This window comes from Niallia sp. FSL W8-1348 (assembly GCF_038006745.1).
In the GTDB taxonomy this organism is placed as follows: Bacteria; Bacillota; Bacilli; order Bacillales; family Cytobacillaceae; genus Niallia; species Niallia alba.
In genome coordinates, this window is the sequence record NZ_JBBOVV010000001.1 from 1618017 (window position 1) to 1644069 (window position 26053).

Here is a 26053-nt window from a genome sequence, read left to right on the forward strand (position 1 = left end):
TAGGAGTCTTCGTGTATTCCGGCTGCTCTGTTTTTCCAACTAATTATATTTCCTCTTGTAAAAAGTATGCGAAAGCAGCCGCTATTTACTAGCTATATTAGAAATTGTTCGTCTTTACAGAGTATCTATTTAGTTATGTCCCATCCTCTTTTTATTTTGATGAACGCTCTTTTTTTTTTTTCTGGCTCCTTCCTTATCAACTTTCATCTTGTTTATGAACACCACTTTTCTCTCTTGCTCCTCCTTTTTCGGCTTTCATCCACCTTATGAACACCACTTTTCTCTCTTGCTCCTCCTTTTTTGGCTTTCATCCACCTTATGAACTCCACTTTTCTCTCTTGCTCCCCCTTTTTCGGCTTTCATCCACCTTATGAACACCACTTTTCTCTCTTGCACCTCCTTTTTCGGTTTTCATCCACCTTATGAACACCACTTTTCTCTCTTCCCCCTCCTTTTTCGGTTTTCATCCACCTTATGAACACCACTTTTCTTTCTTCCCCCTCCTTTTTTGGCTTTCATCCACCATATGAACAATCTTCACCACCTAATAAAATGGATAACTTTAACAAAAACCTCCATAACCTGACAAGAAACCATCCAAATCAATAAAAATTAACAAATTAATTGTACTTTCGTTTCCTTTCTATGAAGTTTATAATAAAATATTGGTTATATTATTGATATAATCATACTAAGATCGTTTGGATATTTTCCTTATAGACGAATGGCTAGGCTTAATACTAAATTCTAAAAGTATTCATACATATTAGAAAGGTGGCTATAATCTTGGAGATTGGCTCTAATTTTATAAAAAACATCATGAAAGAAGATCTAGAAACAGGAAAGCATGATACCGTCATTACCCGCTTTCCTCCAGAACCAAATGGATATTTGCACATTGGTCACGCTAAGTCGATTTTTATTAATTTTGGACTAGCAGATGAATTTGGAGGTAAAACTAACTTACGCTTTGACGATACAAATCCTTTAAAAGAGGACATTGAATATGTAAACTCTATTAAAGAAGATGTTGAATGGCTCGGATACGAATGGGAAAATCTTCTTTTTGCTTCTGACTATTTTGAAGAAATGTACAACCGTGCAGTTCTGTTAATAAAAAAAGGACTAGCTTATGTAGATGATTTATCTGCTGATGAAATTCGCGAATACCGTGGCACATTAACAGAGCCTGGAAAAGAAAGCCCTTATCGCACTCGTTCGATTGAAGAAAATCTTCAATTATTTGAAGCAATGCGCAATGGCGAATTCGGAAATGGGGAAAAGGTTCTTCGTGCAAAAATTGATATGGCTTCTCCTAATATTAACTTAAGAGATCCCGTTATCTACCGTATTGCACATGCAACTCATCATAATACAGGAGATCAATGGTGTATTTATCCAATGTACGCATTTGCTCATCCATTAGAGGATGCAATGGAAGGAGTAACACATTCTCTTTGTACAACAGAGTTTGAAGACCAACGTCCACTCTATGATTGGGTTGTACGTGAATGTGAGATGGAAAGCACCCCACAACAAATCGAATTTGGCCGTTTAAATATTACCAATACCGTAATGAGTAAACGTAAATTAAAGCTCCTTGTAGATGAAAAATATGTAGATGGTTGGGATGATCCACGTATGCCTACTATCTCTGGTTTAAGAAGAAAAGGGGTAACACCTGAAGCTATCCGTAATTTCTGTATGGAATTAGGAATCTCAAAAGGCTCTGGAGCAGTTGACTCTGCAATGCTTGATCACTTTGTTCGTGAAGATTTAAAGTTAAAGGCTCCTCGTACAATGGGTGTTCTAAATCCGTTAAAAGTAGTCATTACTAACTATCCAGAAGGTCAAGTGGAAATGTTAGATGCTGAAATCAATCCAGAAAACCCAGAGATGGGTATTAGACAAATTCCATTCTCTCGTGAGATTTATATTGAACAAGAAGACTTTATGGAGAATCCTCCGAAAAAGTACTTCCGCCTATTTCCTGGTAATGAAGTACGTTTAAAGCATGCTTACTTTATTAAGTGTGAAGAAATTATAAAAGATGAAGAAGGAAATGTAATCGAGTTACACTGTACGTATGATAAAGAAACGAAAAGTGGATCTGGATTTACAGGCAGAAAAGTAAAAGGAACATTGCACTGGGTAGAAGCATCTCAAGCGATACCTGCCGAGTTCCGCTTATTCGAACCACTTATTACAGACGAAAATGAAGAAATGGAAGAAGGTAAAACTTTCTTGGATTATGTAAATCCAAATTCTCTTGAAGTGATTCAAGGCTTCATTGAGCCAAATATGAAGGATGTTAAACCACAAGATAAATTCCAATTCTTCCGTCATGGATATTTTAATGTGGATCCAAAATATACAACTCCTGAAAAGCCAGTATTTAACCGCATCGTTTCCTTGAAAAGTTCATTTAAACTGTAATAATTTACACCAGTAGGACAACAAGAAAGGGAGCAGAGTAATCGATATATCGACTATTCTGCTCCCTTTTTTTATTGCCTTACATCCATGTCGTCACTGGCTTTGATGTATTGGCAAGCCAATCGTACTGTAGTAAGCGTAATTCAAATAATTTCAATGGGTCATGGAACATTTCTGGGTTATTCTTTAATCGTTCTAATAAATCCTTGTATTCTTCAATATCCTTTGTTTTTTCTTCTGCAAATTGCTCTAGTGTTACTTTTGGACGGATAAAGAACATTCTAATATCATTTTCCAATCCTTTTTCATAGAAATCAAAATGCTGTAAAACAGCTGTCGAAACAGATGATGCTACTTCAGAAAAATCCTCTGTTTCAAGGTATTTTTGATATCTAGACTGAAGCATTTTATTATTTTGTTGAATCGCACCAAGCAGCTTTCCAGCACTCTTTAAAAATACTTGTGATGCATTAAAACGATTGAAAATATTTAATGGCTCGATCCGAAGTCCGCTTGATAATCGGCGTGCATCTCTTTTCCAATCTTCTATAATCACAAAGTCACAGGATAGCTCTAAAGGATGCTCTTTGTAAATTCCATTAAATCCTTCACTTAGCTCATGAAGAAATAGTTGGCCATCTTCTAATTGTTTATGAGAGGCTTGAATCCACTCCTCAATGCTACGATGAATGCGTGGTGATAATGTATCATTAATATACTGATTTACACGTTTATTCATCTCTTCATTAAGAGAAACATGCATCTTACTATAATCACTATCTTCTTTTACAAAGTCTTTGCAGCCTTTTAAAATAGCTGGAATCTCGTTCTTAATGGCCTCTTGTGTTTCCGTTTTAATTTCATCAAACTGCTTTGTAATTAATTCATTTTTAGCAGCTTCCATATCGATCAGTTGATTTTTAGCTCCAGTCAGCTTACTAACCATTTCCTCGTATATTCGAAGAGACGCTTTTAAACTATCTTCCATATCCAAGCGTTTATCCAATAGATTGGTAATTAAATCTTGAATAATAGAAATACAGCTTTGCAGTCGTTCTTCGTTCATATTTCTGCCTGTAAAATGGTTTTGATAGTAACGACTAACTTCATCTAATTGAACTTCTCTATCCTCTTGCTTGGAATAAATAAAGATTTTGCTATCTGGAAAATAATGCTGAATAGCAGACGTTGCCTTCTGCAAACGTTTTGCTGCTACTTTTTCATTATCGAGATCATCGATATAAATTAAAAATTGAAGCGTTAAAAATGGTGATTTTTCCTTCCATTGCTTTAACTGTTCATATTCATTATAAGAAAAAACGGATCGTTCATTAATAACAAATAAGAGACTATCAGCAAGCATTGCATAATCTGCATAAGACGCATTTTCAACAAAAGGAGCAGTTGTCACTGTCCATCTATTTTGGTTTAAATAATGTGAAGGAGTGTCTAATTGAAATACTCTCGGACTTTCTTGTTGAACTAGTAGTTCCTTATAGAAATTTGTGAGTGTATCAATTGATTTTAAACCAGAATTAGTTACTTCGTTAATTTCAAGATAATCGTTATCTTTTACCGTTAGAATTGCATTTGCATCTTCCGCTAGAATGGTTTCGCCTACAAGCTCATTAATATATGCATTCACTCCACTGCCAGCTGAGCCCACCATTAATAATTGATAATGATCCGTTGGCAGAAAATCTTGTACCTTTTGAGTAAACTTTTTATCAAGTGGAATATCATGTTTCTCAGCCCACGTGATAATAGATTCAAATAAATTCATAAATTGCTGGAATGATACATTCGTTTCAGTTGTTTCATTAATTACCATCTCTGCTTTCGCTACAACAGAATGTTCAATCGACTGTTTAAACATTTCATTCCAAGCTAAAACTGCAGATCCTGCTTCTACAACCTGTTGTCCAGTTGAAGATAAGAAATAATTAGCTAAAAGCGCTGGAACGATTTCTTGCACTTCTTTAATAGAATAACTGCCACTAATTAAATAAGCATACGCTCTTTGCAAAATATGCGCTAATCCTTCTTCCGCTTCACTAGGCACTGGTTCATAGATGCTATTGAATACAGTTACCCATGTTAGATAGTGGGGAGTATCTTGATAGTTTTTCCATAATGATATGGCTAATCTTTCAAAAGTAGCAAAATCTATCTCTTGCAGATTTTTCAAACTTTCCATAAAGTACGCAGGCTCAAACTGCTGGATAACACCTAAATTGCTATAATGAATCAAGGCATCATACCATTTCAATCCATCTGTTCTTTTTCCTTCGTTAACAGCAAGTTCGACTGCCTTTTCCCAATTTTGCTGCTCCTCATAATAGGATTTTGCAATAGTTGGTATATTGGCATAATCCGGATTAGTAGCAACTAGATTATTGATAATTCCTAAAGCCATTTCATGATTCCCTTTTTGGAAATATAAAGAAAACAGCTGAAGAGATATTTCTGTTTGTAAAAGCTCTGAATCTGTTACGATTGATTTATAAAAGCTTTCAGCAGTAGAATATTCCTCTAATTCCAAATAAGCATCTGCAAGATTTTTTTTTGCCCATGGTTCTAATTCATTACTAATGTTTTCCCATTTAAAAATAGCTGCTTCATAGTCATGGTATTGAAAATATAATTCGCCTTGTGCAAAGCGGATGGAAGTTAAATCAGGAACATTCTTTCTTTGTTCTGCTATATATAATTGTCCTAAAACCTCAATTGGCGACTCATCTCTATCTTTTAAATATCCTTCATAATACGTCTTTTCAATTAATTTTTTTTCTAATGTCATAACTTCCCCCTGCTATTCATTTAGAGTGTTTTTTTACCATTTCTAAATAATATATTTATGCTCAACTATCATCATTATGTCTTATGTAGGGCTATCCTTCATTGTAGCAAACTAGATTATTTCATGGATTTCGAAACTGATTCAATCTCTTTACAATATAATAACAGTCAAGTGATCCTTCTAAAATGTTAGGTATTCCTACCTGTTTTTCTTGTTTGAGTTAAGTTTTCACAATAGGAATGCAGAATGTTCACTCTTGTATAATGACACTATTATCTTTAGATTACTGATTATTATTCCCTTCCTCTAGTGCCAATCGTACCTTTCTTCCCTGTTTTTTCCGCTTCTTTATTTATCCGAAAAAAAAAGTTTCTTGCATCTTAAGACCTATCTCAAAATCTTTTTCTGGATCTTTATTGGATATAAACGGAATATGAAAAAAAGAAAATGATCAACCATTGGAGAGCTGGTGACCATTTTCTTATTAAACTTATGGAGTTGTACCATTCACAGCATTTGAATCAGGATGGATAATGTCACCAAGCCCATTATCATCTCCGCTTCCGTCCCATCCCCCAGGATCAGGAGTCGGATTAACTGTAACAGATGTAGACACCGCTTCACTAGAACCTATTTCATTTGTGGCAGTTACCGTAATAATATACGTTTGTCCAGGCTGAGGCCCCATCAATGTGGCTTGTAGTTCTGACGTCGGTGCTAAGGTTTGCAGGATTCCATTAACCGTAAAAGAAACAATGTATTGGATATTTTCACCTTCCTTACTAGGTTGCCAATGAATCAAAATGCTATTTGATGCTTGATCATAAGTTGCTTGTAGATTACTTGGACTGTTTGGTGCTTTAGCTTGTTCCTCAACTGTGATGGAAGTTGAAGCTATATCACTTTTTACACCTTCTACAATTGCCACAACTGTAAAGGCATATTCTTTTCCCTTTTCAGGATTTGGAAGGACGACGCTTTTATCCTTTGTAGATGTTAAGTTTGTTGTTTTTCCATCTACTGTATAAGAAACTTCAAAGCTTGTTTCAAAACCACTAAAAGGAGAGTGATTCCATGATAATTGAATTTGATTTGCTTCTTCATCATAAATGGCGCCAAAATCGGTTGGTGTCGCAGGTTTTGGTGGTTGTGGTTTCTCTCCACCCTTTACGTAATACTCCATTCCCAATTTCCCAACACTGTCCGGTTGCTTAAATCGATCTTGACTTGTCGCCGCCTTCGACATTATCGCTTTGAAAACGAGTAAGGACAGGTCGTCCGTTGTGCTATTTAAATAGTCACTCGAAGATGTCGTTTTATCAAACCCAGTCCATACGGCTCCAGTATATTGTGGAGTATACCCTACAAACCACGCATCCCTTACAGCATTTTTTGGTAAGCTATATTTTGTAACGGTTTGTTCATCAAAGTTCGTCGTTCCGGTTTTTCCAGCAAGGTCTATACTAGAAATATTCGCTTTCGCTCCTGTACCTGAATGGACTACTGACCGTAACATATCGGTTACTAAGAAAGCTGTATAATCTGCCATTACTTTTTTCTCAGCCGGTGTTAATTTCTCAACACGCCCATCTGAATAGACAATTTTTGTTACGGTATGGGGTTCCCTATAGTAACCACCATTACCGAAAGCAGAGTAGGCACCGGCCATCACAAGTGGAGAAGCCGCATCTATTCCACCAATGGAGTTTGCCTCATTTCCTTTTTGTTCATCTGAAATCGGGAAGCCTAGACTTCTAGCAAATTCAGTTGCAGCATCTACGCCAACTTCTTGAAACGTTTTTAATGCTGGTATATTACGTGACCAAACAAGGTGATCTCGAATCGTCTTACTTCCTGCATAGGTACGACTTGCATTTCGTATCAGCGTCCCATCGCTGTAATGATATTCTTCATCTTTTATCATGTGCCCTGTTGACCATTTGAATTTTTCAATGGCAGGTCCATAGTCAAGTATCGGTTTAATCGTCGAACCAGGCTGACGTTTCATCATAGTGGCATAATTATAGGAATTAATTTGAAAATTTCTCCCACCACCAATGGCTTTAATTTCTCCTGTTTGTGTATCGGTAATTACTACAGCTGTTTGAAGCTTCTCATTATCTGGAAAGCTTACATAATCACTGGTTGACAGTACATCTTCTGTTAATTGTTGTATGTCCGGATCGATAGTTGTATAAATTTCTAATCCATCTTCAAAAATATTCGCATTTGTCTTTTCTTGTACCTCCTTTAAAACACTATTCACAAATGCCTCATATTTATTTGCTTTCGGCTTCTGAATGTTTAACGTCTCTTCGATGGGGATACTTTGTGCTTCTGTCATTTCTGATTTGGAAATATAACCATGTCTATTCATATAGTTAAGAACCATATTTCTTCGTGTTTCTGCCCGTTCAAGATTGTCTTCAACGGTTGGCATGTATCGATTCGGACTTTGTGGAATTCCCGCTAATAGCGCAGCTTGTTCAAGTGTTAATTGATCTAATTCGTCCAAATTCAGCCCAAAGAAACGCTCAGATGCTTTTGCTACTCCATATACATCTCCACCGTATAGGTTTTTGTTGAAATACATTTCTAGAATTTGTTCTTTAGTGAAGCGGCGTTCTAATTGAATTGCCATGTACCATTCCTGGATTTTTCTTGTTGGTGTTTGCTCAATCGATAGAAAGGAATTTTTCACCAGCTGCTGGGTAATAGTACTTCCACCACCACTTTCTAGCGATCTTGTCGTAATGACTTTAAAGATTGCAACCAATGTTCGTTTTACATCGATTCCATGATGCTTGTAGAAACGAGCATCCTCGGTTGCTAAAACAGCATCCTTTAATACCTCTGGAATTTGTTCAATTCCGATATCATCACGTTTTTCTGCCCCTACCTCGGCGATGACTGTTTTTCCATCACTAGCAAATAAGCTAGAGGATAAAGGGTTTTTTAATAATGTTTCATCAAACTTCGGAGCATCTTTAATAATCAAGATAATTGCTCCCACTCCAATCAAAAAGAGCACAATCCCAACGATAAGGCTAAAATATAAGAACTTTTTCCAAAATCTTTTCTTTGGTTTCTGATTCTTTGATGAACGTTGTTCTTCTTGTATTTTTTTCCTTCGCTCAACGCGAGAATGATTATTTTCAGTCATTCGAGTAACTGCTAATGAAATATAAAGTGAAACTTCCATCAGTGGGTTTTTCCTTCATCCCCCACTGATGGTTAGTTGAACCAATCGGACCTTTACGGACAGTTGATTTCCCCCCTATCTTCCTCGTATACTCATATGCTTGAGTGGGAGACTTACTGTCCGTTAAGAGTGGGATAAACTAATCGATTTTGTCTATATTCACTTTCTTAATAGCAGGTTTTTCACCTCATTTTCCAATTTTTTTATGATTTAGTAGCGAGAATAGGCTCCATTCTAATTTATTTGTCTTTTGTTTCTCTGTCTTAGTGTTATAGATTATTGCTTTAAAAATTCGTTTAAAATGAGATTTTTCCGATTTGTAAATCATACCCACCAACCAGTTTTTTTGATATGATAAAAGAGAAGAATTCTTTTTGAAGTTTACATAATAATATAATGATTAATCAATAGATATTGAATGATACATTTATGATAATTCGTTTATAGGAGTAAAAATATGAAGGAGTCAATATTCTTAATTGTCGAACAGGGGGCGCCATTTGAGGCGGGAGACTTTATCCCACTGAATAACTCGATTTTGATTGCAGGTAGAAAAGGGACAAACTGGGATCCTGATCTTTTGTTTCGCAATATTTTTGTATCACGAAAGCACTTTGCGATTTATTATAAAGATCATCAATGTTACATCAAGGATTTGAATAGTAAGCACGGAACTTTTTTAAATCATAGACGCTTAAATGCACACGAAGAGACCATCCTCAAAGCTTCTGATAAAATTTCACTAGCAAATGATTTAATTAAACTTTCTGTTGCTTCTATTGTGGATGATACTTCCGATATTATACCGATTATTGACGGGATAGAGAAACGGTTATCAAAGGAATTTTATCTCGATCCACTCAAACAAGAATTGTCCTGGTATAATCAAACGTGGAAATTTTCGGAGAAAGAGTTTAAATGCATCGATTTTCTTATCAAAAATAAGGATCAATTTGTCTCAAAAGAAGACCTGATTCAATGTGTATGGTCAGAGCGAAGCCAAAATTATGGAGGCACGTTTGATGTAAGTAATGAAGAAATCAATTCCATCATTTATCGAATACGCAAAAAAACGAAGCTTATCATTAGCATTGAAAACATAAGAGGAAAAGGATATATTCTTTCTTTTATTAATGAAAAAAATAGCGTGATTTAAAATGATTTGGCAAAAAAAAGCGACAAACGCTAGAGAGTTTGTCGCCTTTTTTAGGCTCTTCCTTATTTTTTCTTTTCATCCTCTTTTTCAATTTTCTCTACAGGGGAATGCCCCATCCAATCTTCTTGTTTCATTTTCTTTTTTCTTCTTCTTTGTGATACAACAATGACAAGAATAATAAGAACGATTAAAAGGAGAGGCACTCCAAAAGCTCCATAAAGAATATTAAAAAGACCATTGATAAATTCTGACATGGTGAACCTCCTTGTAAGTGCCGTGGCGGCAATCCATTCGTACTTTTCCACTTCTATATATACCTTTCCCATTTCCTTCTTTTCTAAACGCTAAAATTTAGGAGAAATCATCTATGATTACAGCAACATGCCTCTTAAGACGTAAAGAGGCCAGGACAAAACAAAATGTATAATGAATAAAGACGAACAATCTCTAATTTAGTAGTGAAACCAATTCGTTCCATCATTTTTTAAAGGAAATATAATTAGTAGGAAATACAAAGCAGCCGGAATACACGTAGACTCCCTCCGAAAAAGTTGATATACCAACGTTTGTAGTTGATTATTAGTGAAATAAAAAAATTTTTTTAAACTTATTTCAGACTTATCACAGGTGGTTTTACCCATTATTTTAAATAACTGGAAAATAAGAGGACGCTCCTGTGGGATTAGCGAGACAGTCTGAGACTCCTGGGGCGAAGTGTAGGAGTCTCACCCCCTTTCCTCTCCAAACAACACATGAAAATTCAATGTAAGTTTCTAAAAATCTTTTTGTCGACAAACTGAATCTCCTTAAATAAATGAAGGAGATTCTAACTAAGCAATTTTTATCATTTAAATGGTCTTTAAAAGCAGGCGGTGCTCACACTAAAGATTATTTCTTTTCAGGAAGCTTTTCCAAATACTGAACTGCCTCTTTTAATGTGCTAACTGGGACAATCTTAATATCTTTATATCCTTCTTCTTTCACTTGTTCTTTAATTTCCTTTTCATTTGTGTCATATTCCATGATATCTCGTGGATAAAAGAATATATCTACATCTTCTTTATGTGCTGCGACAATTTTATGCTGAATTCCGCCAATTTGGCCAACATTGCCTTCTGCATCCATTGTTCCGGTGCCTGCAATTTTGTACCCTTTTGTTAAATCTTCTTCTACAATCTGATTATACACTTCTAATGAAAACATCAATCCAGCTGAGGGACCACCAATATTTTCACTATTAATCGCAACGTCAATAGACGGCTTGATTGTCATATTATCTTCAGGAGCGATACCAATTCCAACTTGACCTGTCTTTTTATCTAATTCAATTACTTCAACAGTTGCTTCCTTCTTTTCCTTCCCATGCATAAATTCTAGCTGAACTTTGTCTCCTGCCTGCTTCTCTCTTAAATAAGCAATTAACTCTGTACTTTTCGTAAATTCTTTGCCATCTACCTTTTGGATAATATCTCCAACTTCGATAATAGACTTTGCTTTAGAGTTTTCTAATACTTGGGCAACGAAAATCCCGTTATAGTCAAACTCGACTTTCTTTCCTGCTTCATGAAGGCTAGCAATAATAGCATTTTGCTTGGAAGTATCCATCATGTGGAGCAATAGCTTATTGTACTCTGCATCACTAAGATTTCCTTTTACTTCTTCTTCTTTGCGGATTTCTGTATGTGGTGCGACTAATCCGTACAAATATATATAGGGATTATTAGCTTTAATCGAATAAACAGTTGTTAAATTAAGACTTCCCTTTTCTGATTTTGTTCCATCTTCTACTGTCACTTTAGGTGCAAGTGCTTCAATAGAACCTGGCTGATTTAAATAATAAGGCGTTGGGATAAATAAGAGAACAATGAGTACCCCAAAAAGTATGGTTAACCACTTTTTTGAAAAGATGCTTTTTCTTGATTTATTCATATTTACATACTCCTTAGGATAATAATTTACATATATAATTATATTTACATACATCGCATTAAAAAAGAATGAATTTTAGATAGTTTTTCCATTAAAAAAGGCTTTTCCATTCTCCTCTAGCATTCTTCGTAATAAGTGGACCCCCTTTTCCATTTCCTCTAACGATAATCCTCCATATCCCATTACGATTCTTTCCTTATGCTTTCCTTTTTCTAAACTATATTGTTCAATTGGATATACCTTCACGCCAAATTGTTCCATTTTATGTATTAATGCTGAATGAAAGTCTATACCTGGAATCTCCACAACTAGATGCATGCCTGCTGATTTACCAATAATTGTAGCATTGTGAAAATTTTGCTGAATAGCTGCAACTAATCGTTCTCTTTTCTCTTTATAGATTTTTTTCATTTTACGTACATGGCGATCTAAATATCCTTCCCTGATAAAATGCGCTAATACTAATTGTTCCAGCGAGGAAGTATGGCGATCGGAAAACCATTTAATTTTCTCAAAGGAATCGACTAGTTCCTCTGGTAATATAACATAACCAATCCGCAAACCAGGTGATAGTATTTTGCTAAAAGTCCCCACGTAAATAACATGGTTCGGTGCTATTCCTTGAATAGATGGAACAGGTGCCCCTTCATAGGTAAATTCACTATCATAATCATCTTCTACAATATAGCAATTCATCTTTTGAGCGTATTCTATTAGTTGAAGCCTTCTTTGAATAGAGAGTATACCGCCTAACGGAAATTGATGGGAAGGGATAACAAAAACAAAGCTAGGTGCCTGTTTTGGCAAGCCGTTTGGGTCGATGCCATTCTCATCCACTGGCACAGGAATAATATCCGCATTAGCAAAGGTAAATATATTCCTCATTTCATCTGTTACTGGATCTTCCACAGCAATGGCTTTGTTCTCTTTACCAAGCATTTCCGTAATAAGTTTAAGACCTTGAGTAGCACCAGATGTGATAAAAATCTGCTCTGCTCTGCATTGTACTCCTCTGACTCTTTTTAAATAAACAACAAGCGCATCCTTTAATTCTTTCATTCCTGATGCATCTCCATATCCAAAGACGGCTTCAGTAGAATGTAAACAAATTTCCTTTGTTAATTGTGCCCATTTTTTTCTTGGAAAATAATCTATTGCTGGATTGCCAGCTTTAAAATCTATATACGCCTGGTTTTCGGCCATTTTTTTAGGAGTATCTTTCCTCTTTGTTCTTTCTATAAAAGAAAGAGAGGTGCCTTGCGCTACAAAGGTCCCTGACTTTGGCCTAACTTCCAAATACCCTTCTGCAATTAAGCGCTCGTAAGCCTCAAGAACAATATTTCGAGATACGCCAATAGAACCTGCTAATTCTCTAGAAGAGGGCAACTTCTCTCCTTCTTTTAATTGTTTTTCCAATATGCCATTACGAACTTGATCATAAATTTGCTGAGTTAATGAAATTGATTTGGATCGGTCAATCGTGATAAAGATCATGAGAAATCCTCCAATAAAGTGAAACTTCCATCAGTGGGGGTTTTTCCTTCCTCCCCACTAACGGTTAGTTGAACCAATCGGCCCTTTAAGCTCCCACCTATCTTCCTTGTATTCTCATAAGCTTGAGGGAGGAGTCTTACTTTCCGTAAAGGGGGGGATAAAGACTAACTGGTACTATAAAAGCATTTAATTTCTGGCTCTACTCTATACCAGTATACCATGATATCATGGGGAAAATGCTCGAAAGGAGTTTTACCATGAAAACAATTGGACTTATTGGCGGTTTGAGCTGGGAGTCAACTACTGATTACTATCGATATATAAATACATTCGTAAAAGAACAGATGGGAGGATTACACTCCGCAAAATGTCTTCTTTATTCCTTTGACTTTGAAGAAATCGTCGCCCTTCAAAAAGCTGGTCATTGGGAAAAGGCTACTGAATTAATGATAAATGCTGCAAAAACATTAGAAGCAGAGGAGCAGATATCGTCTTAATCTGTACAAATACTATGCATAAGATGGCAAAAGAAGTACAAGCATCCTTATCTATTCCTTTGCTTCACATTGCAGAGGTTACAGGCAACAAAGCGAAAGAAGCTGGTTTGAAAAAAGTTGGTTTATTAGGAACCATGTTTACAATGGAGCATGCCTTTTATAAAGAGGCTCTTTTAGATCAAGGGATAGAAACGATTGTCCCTGAAAAAGAAGATAGAGAATCTGTTCATCACATCATATTTGATGAATTATGCAAAGGAATCATTCTTCCTGAATCGAAGAAAACATATATGCGAATCATTGAAGAGCTTATCGATCAAGGGGCGGAAGGCGTTATATTAGGATGTACAGAGATTCCTTTACTTATTAAACAAGAAGATAGTTCTATTCCGTTATTTGATACAACGTTTTTACATGCAAAAGCTGCTGTTTCCTTTGCTCTTACGAAAGAATTAACTTTAAGATAAAGAAGCTTAAAATCCTTCCCATTCCTATATCGAAGGAAACAAATTTAAATTAATATTTGTTAACTAGGGTACCTTCACCCTAGTTTTTTACATTTATCTAAATTCTATATAATACAGCTTAACTTCTTTCGGTGAAAAGGAAGCGAGACAATGAAATGATTACTTTGGAATAATATTTATATAGAAGAACTTAATGAGGTATTAAATCGAGATGAGGCAATGTAGGTTTCTCTGTGGAAAATGTCACTATTAGCACAAGTGATGTTTATAACGCGCAAGAACGGCTGATAGATGAAGCAGAAATGCTAGATTTCAACTTTAATAACAGCTGAAAAATAGATTAACTACTGTTAAATCGATGAAAGAGAACAAGTACGGCAGGCAAACCCTTTTACAGTGAACTGTAAGATTGTGTGAGCCAACAAGGTACTCCTGTCGCAAAATTTTCCGTACTAAAATACAAATAAGTAACAATTTACTTGTCCCTTATCCACCTATATGCATAATAGTCGATAAATTTTTGCACACAGAAATTGGGCGCACTTCAAAAATAGCACTCGTTCCTTTCACTGATTTCTAATAATGAAAATAAACTTATTTTTTTAAGTTACCATCTTGCTCAATTGCTTTAGAAAGAGTGGAAGCAATTGAAATATCTGTAAAAGATAATCCTAATTGTATAGCTGTTGTTGCTATTTCAGGTCGAATACCTGATAACGTCGTTTTCACACCAATTAGGCTTAAACCATTAATCAGTTGAAATATTTGATGGGCAACCATTGTATCAATAATGACTACACCTGATAGATCAATGAATAATCGGGATACTTTCTTCTCTGCACATTGTTTAATCGTATTTTCTAATATAGAAGCAGCACGGGCTGTATCAATATCTCCAACAAGCGGCAACAGCGCTCTTGAGTTGCTTAAAGAAATGACTGGAGAACTTAGTTCGTTGATCATTTCCTGTTGTGCTACTAGTTGCCTATTTGAATAATTGTGATGTTCCTCTGTGTATTTCAAAATAATTTCATCTAGAACCTTTACAACGCCATGACTCCATTCAATGACGCGCTCCTGCCCAACATGATGTTTTGTTGCATATTCTTTAATCAATTGAAAATATTGCTCTCTCGTTCGAATAAATTCACGAATAATAAAATGAATAGGTGTATCTAAGTGTGCTTGATCGGTCGCAATTTTAAAAATCCAGTCCTTTATATCTTCAAGGAATTCTTCCTTGTCCTTAATAAATAGACCAGCAAGCCGATGATGAAAATCATTATTCTGCTTCTTTATTGTTTCAATTGTATATGAATCAGTTGATGCATATACACCTTTAGGGTCATTTTTTGTTAGATTTTTATACCATTCTTCTGTTAGTCTTTCTGTATTGTCGATGAAATATTGATAGACGCCCTCATTATTGTGCAACTAATTCCTCACCCCTATTAAATGTTGATTAATACTTAAACTGAAATTTTTGTATAATCTAATTAAAAGTTTAATAAGAAAAGAGAAATTAAGCAATTCTTTTATACGTTCAAATGACAGTTAAGTGAATAGTATTTCCGGAAGGATCCGATGTGTACCATTTACCCTCTTTTTGCATAATTAATGCACCTAACTGTGTAAGTCTTTGTTTTATTTCTTCTAGTTTTTCTTGGCTAGGTATTTTCAAATCATAGTAAGCTAAACCGACCTGATTCGTTTTTGGAGCTGGAGCACCAATTCCATTCCAAACATTTAAACCGATGTGATGATGATATCCTCCTGTTGAAAGGAAAAACGCTTGTGAACCATATTTTTGAACGATATCATAACCTAATCCTTTCACATAAAAATCAACAGTCTCTGTTAACTCCGCTACATGTAAGTGGATATGGCCTAGAATAGTTCCTTCAGGAAGCCCTCCCCATTGACCATTTCTAGCAGACTTAAGAACCGCTTTTGTATCCATATAGGTTGTATCCATCTTAACGAGGCCGCCATCCCACTCCCATTCTATTGCCTTTCTGTCACGATAGACTTCAATCCCATTCCCGTCTGGATCTGCTAAATAGATTGCTTCACTGACAAAATGATCTGAGGCCCCTTGCAATGGATATCCTGTATCTAGTAAATGGTTTAATACTAAACCGAGATCCTCTCTTGATGGAACTAATATAGCAAAATGATATAGTCCTGTTGTGCGTATCGTTTTTGGCTCGACCTCTTCTAACTCTTCTAAGAACAGAAAGGGTTCCCCTGCTCCAGCACACAGAGCTGCTTTCTTCTTCTCTTTGCTTGCAACAGAAAACCCCATTATATCTGTATAAAATAAAAGGGAGTTTTCAAGATTAGATACTTTTAATGTTACTGTTCTCGCATAAATAGTTGAATCGTCATGAAATGCCATTTATTCTTCCTCCTAAGTTACTTACTTTATGTAAGTAATTTTAATTTAATAAATAACAATTGTAAAGTAATCTAATTACGATTCATAATATTTTTACTTAAAATAATAATTATTGTATACTTATTAAGAGGGGGGGATGTAAAATGAACCATTCGTCAATTTGTCCACGGTTTGAAAAAGCAATGAGTATTTTAAGCCAACGCTGGACTGGTTTAATTATTTATCAGCTGTTAAACGGTCCTCAACGTTTCTGTTCTATAGAATCCTCCATTGGCATAAGCGGAAGACTTTTATCGGAGAGATTAAAGGATTTAGAGCAAGCAGGTATTGTGGTAAGAGAAGTGTACCCTGAAACTCCTGTTAGAATTGAATACTCGCTAACAGAAAAAGGGCGTTCATTAAAACCAATTATGAAAGAAATCGAAAATTGGTCTCATTCGTGGCTAGAAGTATAAACATAATATAAGGGTATATCTCCATTAAGCCAAGCGTTTAATAAAGATATATCCTATTTACTTATAAAAAATTAATCCTCATCTTTAATATCCAAATCTTCGGGAATTGGTTCATTTAATACTTCTTCTACGAACTTTTTATATGTTTCTACTTGTTTAAAGTGGGTGTTAAATTGCTCCTTGTTAATAAGATAATCTGTTCCATCATAGATGGCCCGGATTTGGTTTTGTAAAATTAAGTTTTTTACTTTTATTTCTGAAATGGAAAGCAGATCTGCGGTTTCCTTCACTGATAAATACATAAAAACACCTCTTTATTATCGATTTGCTAATCTTCTTTACACTGACTCCACTTAAACTTAACTCTTTCTTTATACTACCTTCATTAATAAACGGTATAGTTACATTATCGGCACAATCAAAGGAGGATGAATAAATGAGTTTCGTTCTGAACAGCTTATTTTTAGTAATGATCTTTTGTTGTTTCTCTTTCATATTTTATCAGTCTTTCTTCGCTAAAACTAGAAAAGTAAGTGCTCCGAGTTCAGCATCTATCCAATTAGATAACACTTCCTGTGATACAAAAAGTACAGGGGTATTCTCTAAAGATATTAACCTATCTACAGAATAACAGTCATAGCTCACCACAGACTGCGATTAATCCCCAATCATACTATTTTTATCTAGAATTTTTTTACTATAAGAAAAGGATCATCCTTTCTTTTTTTATCGAAGCGGATGATCCTTATTCTCTATTTATTGATATTGTCCTTTAAACGAAAAACCCACTCTTCTAAAGCAACGATATTCATTGGTTTAGCATAATAATAGCCTTGGATAATTGGCAACTCATTAATAGCAGATAAATATTCAATCTGTTCTTCTCTTTCTACCCCTTCTATCACAATGCTCAAATGCAGAGAACTCCCTAGGGCAATAATAGCCTTAATAATTTCTCCATCCTTTTGCGATTCAGGTACTCCATCAATAAATGACTTATCTATTTTTAATGTATTGACTGGAATTCTTTTTAAATAAGATAGGGAAGATACCCCTGTACCAAAATCATCAAGAGCAACTGAAAAGCCTGCACTTCTAAAAGCTTGTACGGATTGAATTGCCCCTTCAATATTACCAACAGCACTAGTTTCTGTTATTTCAAGCTCTATTAGTGACGGACTTAGCTCATATTTGTCTACATTGGTTGTCAAGCTTCTTATTAATCTTGGAGAGGTCACATATGGACCTGGAATGTTAATAGCTATAGGGATGCTTCTACCTTGCTGCTCCCATAAGGCAAGTTGCTTACATACCTCTTCAATGATCCAATCGGTAACCTCCCACATTTTATCAGACGCCTCTAAAATCGGAATAAACACAGCTGGTGAAAGCTCTCCATATATAGGATGCTTCCACCTCAACAAGGCTTCCACTCCAGCTACTTCCTTTGAATTTAGGAATACTTTAGGCTGATAGACTAAGTATAGCTGTTTTTTTATGAGAGCATCCTCTATCTCATTCACAAGATGATTAGCGAAAGTCCGTTTATGTTTATCTGAATCATACTTTATAATTTCATTATCATAGCGAATCGAATAATGGGTTAAAACGGCAACAGCATTTTTATATATTTGTTTGGAAGAAATTTTTTTCTCATTAACAGATAGAGCAATAGCTGTTTCTATCTTGATGATTTGATCATCAATTGTCACTGGACTAGATAAAATAGTTGTTAAATGATTAAGTCCTGCAAGCAATTTCTCTAAGTCTTCATTAGTCATACTTAAGAATGCGAAACGGTTGCCTTCTATTCGAAACAATTCTACATTAGGGGGCATTAATTTCGTACATAATTCTTCAATATAAGTGATAATTTTATCACCAAAGTAATAGCCATACTTACTATTCCATTTATTTAAATCGTGAATATGAAGAATAGCCATTCCAGTTAAATAAGTGGAAGATTCAATTAACCTTTCAAATTGTCTACGATTTGGAAGCTTCGTTAAGGCGTCAAAATAGTTTAGGCGATAATCCACATAGCGATCCAGTAGACTTGATAAAATGGACAATAATAGAATAATAACAATACCGATTGTTACACCAAGAATAATTGATTTTATACTCATGTGATGCATATGGGAGTGAATAAGTTCCAAATCCGAATCCACATAATACTTGACAGCATGCATTCCTGTATAATGCATACTCGATATCGCGATCCCCATCAAAAGAGAGGTAATACCTTTCACGATAAAGTTATTCATATATGGCTGTAGCTTCAAAAAAATAAATAACGAAAAAAATGAAACAAGAATTGCAATGAAAACAGATAAAATAAAATACCCTAAATGATAAGCATAATCAGCCTCTAAAATCATTGCTTTCATCCCAATGTAGTGCATAGCGCTGATGCCAATCCCCATAAACATTCCAGCGAATACAATTAATCTAGTAGAATTCCTTGCCTTACTTGATAGGATGAAAGCTAAAAAGGTTGCTAGAATAGCTGGCACTATCGAAAGAATCGTTAATGGGACATTAAAACTCATTTCTACTGGGAGTCTCGATGCACTCATTCCAATAAAGTGCATAGACCAAATTCCAAATCCCATCGTAATGGATGCTAACCCTAACCATACGTATCGGTGGAAAAAGCTACTATAAACAATCCTTTCATTCATAGAAAGTGATGTATAAGATGCTAAACATGCAATAACAACTGATAATAGGATAATAGGAATGGAATATTCCACTGGTAAATAAGTTACGGTATCAACGCTTGGCAATGTAAAAATAGTAATTTCCCCTCTAAAAAATACGGTCATGAGGGACAGTTCATTGAATCAGTTGTTCTTCTCATTTACGTATTTTACAATTTTAAAAGACTTTTCACCTATGTCTTTTTACTTATATAACTGAATATAAAGGATAAATCAACTTTAGACAATCCTTTCATTCCTAGCATTATTTTCCAAACGCTAAAATGAAAGAAAACAGAAAAACCCATTTTCTCTAGAACGAAAACGGGCAGAAAGCCAGTAAATTAATAGATTGATTTATAAATAACAAAATGGTCTTTATCTGTCTTATTCCCTACATGTACATCTGCCTCTTTTTCAAAAAACGCATGATTATCCATAAAAAATAGATATTCATTTGAGGGAAAATAGAGGATAATTTTCACTATACGGCTTTTTTCCTCTAGCGAATATAACAAATTACTGATAATCTTTTGAAAGATTGGCAAGGAAAAAGGGTTGAAGAAATAGAAATAATTATCTTCTGGTTGTATAGCATAACCTTCTGCTTTTCCTAAATGAAAATTTATCTTCCTTTCTCTTACCTTCCTATTTTTCCTGTATTTTTCTAGATTGTATAACGCATCCTGGTAAAATTCCTCATTCATTTCAATACCCGTTACGGTAGATTGAAATAAGTAATGAATGAAAAAGTTTAAGCGGCCTTTCCCACAGCCAAAATCGACTACATAGTCTGTCTTATGAAGAGGAAATTCATGAAATAACTTTTCTAAATGCTCATATGGAGTTGGTTCATACCGATGATAATGGTAAGATTTATTGAATCCAAATTGTATCTCTTCCGTTTCGATATGTAGTAATTTATCATAGTTCAATTTATACACCCATTTTCTCTATTTCCTTAAAGCAAGTGGAAGACAAGCTAATGCTAGAATTTCACTTTATATCCTCTAGCTTCTTTTCACGATATTCATTTGGTGATACACCTACTATTTTTTTAAATACTTTGCGAAAATATTTATCGTCTTGGTATCCAATCATATTGGCAATATCATATACCTTTAGATTACTGCTTTTCAATAGTTCCTGTGCTTTTTTCATTCGGATGGACACTACATACTCGGAAATATTTATGTTGTATTCCTGTTTGAATTTTCTTGAAATATATTCTCTGCTAATATAAAAATGATTGGATATTTCTTGGAGTTTAATCTCTCGATGAAAGTTTGCCTTTACATACTTTTCAATCTCATGAATAACATTTTGAGACTTTCTTGTATTTTGTCTTTTCACGCGGCGAAGAAACAAAGCAATTTCTTTTTTCTTCCTTGTTTTATAAGCTTCTAACTGAAAATGATCATTTTTGTCTATAAACCGATTAATTTGTTCCTCTATGTTGGTCGAAATATTCATTGGGAGATTAAATTCCTTATGCCATCTTGTACTAATCATTTGATATTCATTTTCCAAATGGATAAGTTGCCTCCATGACAGTTGGTTATTACTAGTTAGATCTTTTTGAATTTGACCAATGAGCGAATGAAAAGCATTTAACTCGCCTGCCTGAACAGCCATTTTAATGGAACTAGCATACCCCATTAAGCTTTTTATCTCTTTTTCCTTTTTATCCGTTATTATTTTATCTTGTTGATTTCCCGATACATCTCTATTCATCATAATAGATTTAGCATATTGATAAGAAAGGTTCAATTGTGTAATGGACGTTACTTCTAAACCAATCGTTATCGTACAAGATAGTCCTAGTAGCTCTTTAAGCGTATTATGTACCCCTCGTATTAGAATAACTGCTTCTTCTTTTCTTCTTTTGATAAGAAGAACAATTTCTCCTTTAGCAGTTACATAATGAAAGGCAATTCCACTATTATGCCTGCTAAGCTCCTCATTTATTACATTTAATAAAGTAAATAGTGTTAGGTCTCGATCCCCTTTGAATTGCTCAATAGCTCCATTACTTAGTTGCATGAGGGCAATTGTATATGCCTTTGCTTCTATTAAAAGAAATTCTTCCAAAACATTCTTATCTATTGGATCATTATTTATCATGTGCGTTAGTTGCTGATCTCGGTACGCGGGCTTCATTTTATTAATAAGTTGGTTTTTATCCTGTTTATTTTTTCTTTCCACTTCCTCTTGTTTCCATTCTTGCACTACCCTCATTAATGTATCATTCAACATTTTAGGATCAATAGGTTTCAACAAGTAGTCTGAGCTACCATAATGCATGGCTTTTCTCATATAATGATAGTCGTCATACCCCGTCACGACAATTGTTTTCCCCTCAGCATAATGTTCATCCATCCATTTTAAGAGCTGTGTTCCATCTATTTTAGGCATTTTCATGTCAGAAAAGATAATTTCCGGATGGACCGATTCAATAATTTGAATGGCGTCTTCTCCATTACTTGCTTCATAAATTTCCGTAATCTCATTACCTGCCCAGTCAGCAAGAAGCTTAATTCCTTCACGAACATGTCTTTCATCATCAACGATAAGTGCCTTCATGCCCTTCCACTCCCTCTTGTAAAGATACAGGAATATGAATCATTACAGTAAATTCGTTATTCTCTATACTTTCAATTTCTAACATCGCTTGTCCTCCATAATACAGCTGCAAACGATCATAAATATTTTTTAACCCAATGGACTCTCCTTCTTTGCCAGCCTTTCTTCCTTTGTTGTGATACAATCGATTACGTATTCTCTCAAGCCTTTCTCTACTAATACCTTTCCCATTATCTTGAACAATAAGGACTAAATAATCATCCTCTCGATACGAACGGATCGATATCTTTGCGTCCTCCATATTATCGCTAAACCCATGTTTAAAACAGTTTTCAATGATTGGCTGCAGAATCATTTTAGGAACGAGAATCTCATACGTATTTGGATCAAGTGTTAATGTTACGTCTAACTCATCCTCAAATCTTTGTTTCTGTAATGCTAGATAAGATTGTGAATGGTTTATTTCCTTAGAGAACGGTACCATTTCCTCTCTCATATCCATGCTGTATCGCATCATAGCCGATAGAGACGTTAATAAGGTATAAACCGGAACAGCATTCATTTTCAGAGCAAGTGTACCGATAGACTGAAAGCTATTGTACAGAAAATGAGGATTTATCTGTGATTGCAAAACCTTTAATTGGGATGATTTATTTTCTAACTGCAATTTATATTCTTTATCTATCAGTCTATTTATTTGCAAAACCATTGATTTAAAATGTCTGCCTAGCATCCCAATCTCATCCTGTCCTACGATCTCAAAATCTGTCTCAAAGATACCCTGTTCTGCTTTTTTCATCTTTTCAATTAATACTTTAATAGGTGCTGTAATTTTAAAAGAAATAATTATCGTTATAATCAAGACAACAATTAAAGCCAATAAGGCAATGATCGTATTCATAAATGCGGTTTCCTTTGCACTTTTATAAAGGCTGGCATAAGGAATGCTTTTTATCATATACAAATGATTATCTTGCACTGTAATATTTTCATAAAAAATGACACCAGAAAAATCTTTTCTTTCCCAATTTAATTTGTTTTGCTGTGGATTATTTCGCAATTCATAAAACCATTTATCCCTGCTTTTCTTTCCGATTAACGTTTCATCAGAAGAATAGATAACGGTTCCATTTTCATTTATAATAGAAAGATTTTCTGTATCTTTATATAGCCTATTCACTATCCCTTCAATTTTAGAAAGGTTTATATCAATAGATACGAATCCCAAAATATCATTAGATGGTACATTTCTAATTTTATTGTGAAAAGATAATACTGTAGTCTTCTCTGAGTTTGGAATAATGGATAAACCATTATAACTGTATATCGTATGAGGTGGTTCTATTACAGAATAGTTTGTTTCACTTTCCTCTAATTTTCGATAATAAGGGTGAAAATAGATATTCTGATTTTTCCCTCTTCCGCTTATTCGAGAGTGATAGTTCGTAAAGGAATCTCTCCCTTCGTTTATGTATAAATGCATTTGTTCTATTTCTGATCGAGAATTATAGACATATGCTAATACTCTGCGTACTTCCTCCATATTCTCCTTGCTATTTTCTCCAACTCCTTGGGTCAGTACATTCATGAACGGTGTATACCGATATAAAAGAGTGGACATTAAGGCAATATCCTCCAAGTAAGTGGTGAGTTCCTCGTTTCCTTTCTTCATTAACTCTGTATTATATGCTACCGATTCCTTGTTAATATTATGGATCGTTTGAAAATAAGTAAGAATTATACTGCCTCCAAACGGGAGAATCGTAGCAAGAAGTAAGAAAATCATTAATTTTTTTCGAATACCCCATCTCATAAGGTCGAGAAACTTAAAACAACTTCTTCTTTTCCGATATACAAGAACGAGAAAGGATGTCATTTTTAAACTTCTCTCTCCTCCTTTCCAATAATTATTTACAGAAGGCTAGTCGTAATATAGCAATAAGCTTATCAGAAAAATCCTTATAGAAAAATAATACACAGGGAATGGTCAATATATTACACCTTACCCGTCAATGTAAGCGGTTACCCAAAAGATACAACCATTATATTATAAAAACAGGAGGTGCAGAAAGTGAATAATCAAAATAATATTGAAAAAATAGAAATTCCCTCTATACACCAGACAAATATAGGTAGAAAGAAATCACTCTCTACAAAAAAGAAGAAAAACTGGAAGGAGGCAGGATTATTTTCTTTATTTGTAGGTCCTGTCTTTATTGCATTTACAATTGTCGTTCTCATTCCATTTTTTTCTGGTATCTATTACTCTTTTACCGATTGGAATGGCATCACTGGAGAAATTAAATGGGTCGGCTTTGAAAACTTCAAGTATATATTCACCGAAGATAAACAGTTTCTCCAATCTTTTAAATTAACTGCTATTTACACCATCGTAGCCATTATTTTAACGAACACGATTGGATTCGGCTTAGCATTGTTAGTAACACAAAAGCTAAAATCTAGTAATCTATTACGTACAGTGTTTTTTATGCCAAATCTGCTTGGCGGTCTCTTACTCGGTTTTATCTGGCAATTTATCTTTATTAGAGGGTTTGCTTCTATTGGCGAACTAACAGGAATCCCACTATTCGAATTGGCATGGCTAGGAGATCAAAACACTGCCTTTTGGGGAATCGTGATTGTTAGCGTTTGGCAAGGTGCAGGATATATTATGCTCATTTACATTGCAGCTTTACAAAACATTCCGAAAGAGCTAATCGAGGCGGCAAAAATTGATGGTGCCAGCCGTTTTCAAGTCTTGCGAAACATTAAAATTCCGCTTGTGGCTCCTGCTGTTACGATCTGTTTATTCTTAACAACCGCATCTTCCTTTAAAATATTTGATGCCAACCTTTCTTTAACAAATGGAGGACCGTTCAAATCAACGGAGATGCTCGCACTTAATATTTATACCGAGGCATTTGTAAATAATCGCTATGGAATCGGGGAAGCAAAAGCGCTTATCTTCTTTATTGTTGTAGCAACCATCTCCATTTTGCAGGTCACGATTACTAAGAAAAAAGAGGTGGAATCTTGATGGAGAATAAATATACAAGCAAAACATTCATAATGGAAGTATTCGGTATTATTTTAGGCTTATTATTTTTGATTCCCTTTTACTATGTTATCTCTAATTCACTTAAGCCTTTTTCTGAAATACTAACAAATACATCTGCTTTACCAAGTTCTCTTCAATTTGGGAATTATGTAAACGCTTTTGAAAAGTTAAATTTTCTAAAGGTATTTAGCAATTCGCTTCTTGTGACCATTGCAAGTAATATTGTTTTAGTTGTATTCTGTTCGATGGCTGCGTATATGCTAGTCCGCACAAAAAAGAAAATAAGCAATATAATCTTTATGGCGTTTGTCGCTGCTATGATTATCCCATTCCAATCAATTATGATTCCACTTATTAAAACAGCCTCGAGCTTACACTTGCTTAACAGTATTTGGGGTCTAGTATTCATGTATTTAGGTTTTGGCTCTGGGATAACGATCTTTTTATACCATGGTTTTATTAAAGGAATTCCAGTGGAATTAGAAGAAGCTGCTATTATAGATGGCTGCTCTCGTTTTGGAGTGTTCTGGAGAATCGTTTTTCCATTATTAAAGCCCATTACCGTAACAATCATTATCTTAAATAGCCTATGGATATGGAATGACTACTTATTACCATCGCTAGTCTTACAAAATCCAGAGTTGCGGACAATTCCACTTGCTACTTTCTTCTTCTTTGGCCAGTACACAAAGCAATGGGATCTTGCACTAGCAGCGCTTATGATTGGAATTATCCCACTATTAATCTTCTTCTTTTCGATGCAAAAACATATTATACAAGGGATTACTAGTGGATCTATTAAATAGGGAGCTAAGAGGCTGTGTTCACAAAGCCACCTCTTCCATATAAATAAGATATTTTCTATAAACAGGAGGA

The 26053-nt window shown here is 34.8% G+C and carries 18 protein-coding genes and 1 pseudogene; 7 read left to right on the forward strand and 12 right to left on the reverse strand.

Features of this window, described 5'->3' with window-relative positions:
- The first annotated feature begins 786 nt into the window (after positions 1 to 786).
- Positions 787 to 2436, forward strand: coding sequence for a glutamine--tRNA ligase/YqeY domain fusion protein (locus NST60_RS07650; RefSeq protein WP_169187842.1), 1650 nt, complete (start codon positions 787 to 789; stop codon positions 2434 to 2436).
- A gap of 79 nt (positions 2437 to 2515) precedes the next feature.
- On the opposite strand, the gene NST60_RS07655 is transcribed toward NST60_RS07650, so the two are convergent.
- Together NST60_RS07655 and NST60_RS07660 are read right to left on the reverse strand one after the other, a co-directional pair.
- A complete protein-coding gene (locus tag NST60_RS07655) occupies positions 2516 to 5236 on the reverse strand; it encodes a tetratricopeptide repeat protein (protein WP_224428322.1) in 2721 nt (906 codons plus the stop codon).
- Between the two features lie 490 nt (positions 5237 to 5726).
- Positions 5727 to 8438, reverse strand: coding sequence for a PBP1A family penicillin-binding protein (locus NST60_RS07660; protein ID WP_224428321.1), 2712 nt, complete (start codon positions 8436 to 8438; stop codon positions 5727 to 5729).
- 457 nt (positions 8439 to 8895) lie between these two features.
- Between NST60_RS07660 and NST60_RS07665 the strand changes: the two genes are divergently transcribed.
- On the forward strand, positions 8896 to 9594 hold the full coding sequence (locus tag NST60_RS07665) for an FHA domain-containing protein (RefSeq protein WP_224428320.1): 699 nt from the start codon (positions 8896 to 8898) through the stop codon (positions 9592 to 9594).
- A gap of 62 nt (positions 9595 to 9656) precedes the next feature.
- Here the strand turns inward: NST60_RS07665 and NST60_RS07670 are convergent, their stop codons facing one another.
- The 3 genes from NST60_RS07670 to pdxR all read right to left on the reverse strand — a co-directional run bounded on the left by NST60_RS07670 (position 9657) and on the right by pdxR (position 13017).
- Complete coding sequence (locus NST60_RS07670) at positions 9657 to 9848, reverse strand: hypothetical protein (protein WP_016202241.1); 192 nt, start codon at positions 9846 to 9848, stop codon at positions 9657 to 9659.
- Positions 9849 to 10482: 634 nt separating this feature from the next.
- Positions 10483 to 11523: a SepM family pheromone-processing serine protease gene (locus NST60_RS07675; protein WP_224428319.1), complete on the reverse strand. Its 1041-nt coding sequence runs from the start codon at positions 11521 to 11523 to the stop codon at positions 10483 to 10485.
- A 75-nt stretch (positions 11524 to 11598) separates the two neighbouring features.
- Complete coding sequence (pdxR, locus tag NST60_RS07680; protein ID WP_341098550.1) at positions 11599 to 13017, reverse strand: MocR-like pyridoxine biosynthesis transcription factor PdxR; 1419 nt, start codon at positions 13015 to 13017, stop codon at positions 11599 to 11601.
- A 257-nt stretch (positions 13018 to 13274) separates the two neighbouring features.
- On the opposite strand from pdxR, the pseudogene NST60_RS07685 reads away from it, so the two are divergent.
- Positions 13275 to 13981, forward strand: a pseudogene (locus NST60_RS07685) (aspartate/glutamate racemase family protein).
- Positions 13982 to 14575: 594 nt separating this feature from the next.
- On the opposite strand, the gene NST60_RS07690 reads toward NST60_RS07685, so the two are convergent.
- Both NST60_RS07690 and NST60_RS07695 read right to left on the reverse strand, forming a co-directional pair.
- Positions 14576 to 15415 carry an STAS domain-containing protein gene (locus tag NST60_RS07690; protein WP_169187835.1) on the reverse strand — a complete coding sequence of 280 codons (840 nt, stop codon included), beginning with the start codon at positions 15413 to 15415 and terminating at the stop codon, positions 14576 to 14578.
- A gap of 109 nt (positions 15416 to 15524) precedes the next feature.
- Positions 15525 to 16379 carry a VOC family protein gene (locus tag NST60_RS07695; RefSeq protein ID WP_169187834.1) on the reverse strand — a complete coding sequence of 285 codons (855 nt, stop codon included), beginning with the start codon at positions 16377 to 16379 and terminating at the stop codon, positions 15525 to 15527.
- 143 nt (positions 16380 to 16522) lie between these two features.
- Between NST60_RS07695 and NST60_RS07700 the strand changes: the two genes are divergently transcribed.
- Positions 16523 to 16834 carry a winged helix-turn-helix transcriptional regulator gene (locus NST60_RS07700; protein ID WP_169187833.1) on the forward strand — a complete coding sequence of 104 codons (312 nt, stop codon included), beginning with the start codon at positions 16523 to 16525 and terminating at the stop codon, positions 16832 to 16834.
- A gap of 71 nt (positions 16835 to 16905) precedes the next feature.
- On the opposite strand, the gene NST60_RS07705 is transcribed toward NST60_RS07700, so the two are convergent.
- Entirely contained in the window at positions 16906 to 17136 is a 231-nt protein-coding gene (locus tag NST60_RS07705) for an excisionase family DNA-binding protein (RefSeq protein WP_212121049.1), read from the reverse strand.
- Between the two features lie 134 nt (positions 17137 to 17270).
- Between NST60_RS07705 and NST60_RS07710 the strand changes: the two genes are divergently transcribed.
- Positions 17271 to 17465, forward strand: coding sequence for a hypothetical protein (locus tag NST60_RS07710; RefSeq protein WP_212121051.1), 195 nt, complete (start codon positions 17271 to 17273; stop codon positions 17463 to 17465).
- Between the two features lie 121 nt (positions 17466 to 17586).
- Here NST60_RS07710 and NST60_RS07715 read toward each other — a convergent pair whose 3' ends face one another.
- The 4 genes from NST60_RS07715 to NST60_RS07730 form a co-directional block, all read right to left on the reverse strand.
- The gene (locus NST60_RS07715) at positions 17587 to 19662 is read right to left on the reverse strand and encodes a bifunctional diguanylate cyclase/phosphodiesterase (protein ID WP_224427696.1); all 2076 of its coding nucleotides are present in this window, start codon (positions 19660 to 19662) and stop codon (positions 17587 to 17589) included.
- A gap of 218 nt (positions 19663 to 19880) precedes the next feature.
- Positions 19881 to 20480, reverse strand: a complete 600-nt coding sequence (locus tag NST60_RS07720; RefSeq protein ID WP_212121055.1) for a methyltransferase — start codon at positions 20478 to 20480, stop codon at positions 19881 to 19883.
- Between the two features lie 52 nt (positions 20481 to 20532).
- Positions 20533 to 22119: a response regulator transcription factor gene (locus NST60_RS07725; RefSeq protein WP_224427697.1), complete on the reverse strand. Its 1587-nt coding sequence runs from the start codon at positions 22117 to 22119 to the stop codon at positions 20533 to 20535.
- Complete coding sequence (locus NST60_RS07730; RefSeq protein ID WP_341098557.1) at positions 22100 to 23932, reverse strand: cache domain-containing sensor histidine kinase; 1833 nt, start codon at positions 23930 to 23932, stop codon at positions 22100 to 22102. Before NST60_RS07730 ends, NST60_RS07725 begins: the two co-directional genes overlap by 20 nt.
- Before the next feature lie 315 nt (positions 23933 to 24247).
- Between NST60_RS07730 and NST60_RS07735 the strand changes: the two genes are divergently transcribed.
- Together NST60_RS07735 and NST60_RS07740 are read left to right on the forward strand one after the other, a co-directional pair.
- Entirely contained in the window at positions 24248 to 25156 is a 909-nt protein-coding gene (locus NST60_RS07735) for a carbohydrate ABC transporter permease (protein WP_407939857.1), read from the forward strand.
- On the forward strand, positions 25156 to 25983 hold the full coding sequence (locus NST60_RS07740) for a carbohydrate ABC transporter permease (protein WP_016202227.1): 828 nt from the start codon (positions 25156 to 25158) through the stop codon (positions 25981 to 25983). The genes NST60_RS07735 and NST60_RS07740 overlap by 1 nt, the downstream gene beginning before the upstream one ends.
- Positions 25984 to 26053 lie beyond the last annotated feature (70 nt).

Coding starts and splice junctions, on each gene's coding strand:
- NST60_RS07660 (WP_224428321.1), bottom strand. CDS start 8,438: ATGGAAGTTTCACTTTATATTTCATTAGCAGTTACTCGAATGACTGAA.
- NST60_RS07705 (WP_212121049.1), bottom strand. CDS start 17,136: ATGTATTTATCAGTGAAGGAAACCGCAGATCTGCTTTCCATTTCAGAA.
- NST60_RS07730 (WP_341098557.1), bottom strand. CDS start 23,932: ATGAGATGGGGTATTCGAAAAAAATTAATGATTTTCTTACTTCTTGCT.
- NST60_RS07715 (WP_224427696.1), bottom strand. CDS start 19,662: ATGACCGTATTTTTTAGAGGGGAAATTACTATTTTTACATTGCCAAGC.
- NST60_RS07675 (WP_224428319.1), bottom strand. CDS start 11,523: ATGAATAAATCAAGAAAAAGCATCTTTTCAAAAAAGTGGTTAACCATA.
- NST60_RS07700 (WP_169187833.1), top strand. CDS start 16,523: ATGAACCATTCGTCAATTTGTCCACGGTTTGAAAAAGCAATGAGTATT.
- NST60_RS07665 (WP_224428320.1), top strand. CDS start 8,896: ATGAAGGAGTCAATATTCTTAATTGTCGAACAGGGGGCGCCATTTGAG.
- NST60_RS07740 (WP_016202227.1), top strand. CDS start 25,156: ATGGAGAATAAATATACAAGCAAAACATTCATAATGGAAGTATTCGGT.
- NST60_RS07655 (WP_224428322.1), bottom strand. CDS start 5,236: ATGACATTAGAAAAAAAATTAATTGAAAAGACGTATTATGAAGGATAT.
- NST60_RS07695 (WP_169187834.1), bottom strand. CDS start 16,379: ATGGCATTTCATGACGATTCAACTATTTATGCGAGAACAGTAACATTA.
- pdxR (WP_341098550.1), bottom strand. CDS start 13,017: ATGATCTTTATCACGATTGACCGATCCAAATCAATTTCATTAACTCAG.
- NST60_RS07725 (WP_224427697.1), bottom strand. CDS start 22,119: ATGAAGGCACTTATCGTTGATGATGAAAGACATGTTCGTGAAGGAATT.
- NST60_RS07670 (WP_016202241.1), bottom strand. CDS start 9,848: ATGTCAGAATTTATCAATGGTCTTTTTAATATTCTTTATGGAGCTTTT.
- NST60_RS07710 (WP_212121051.1), top strand. CDS start 17,271: ATGAGTTTCGTTCTGAACAGCTTATTTTTAGTAATGATCTTTTGTTGT.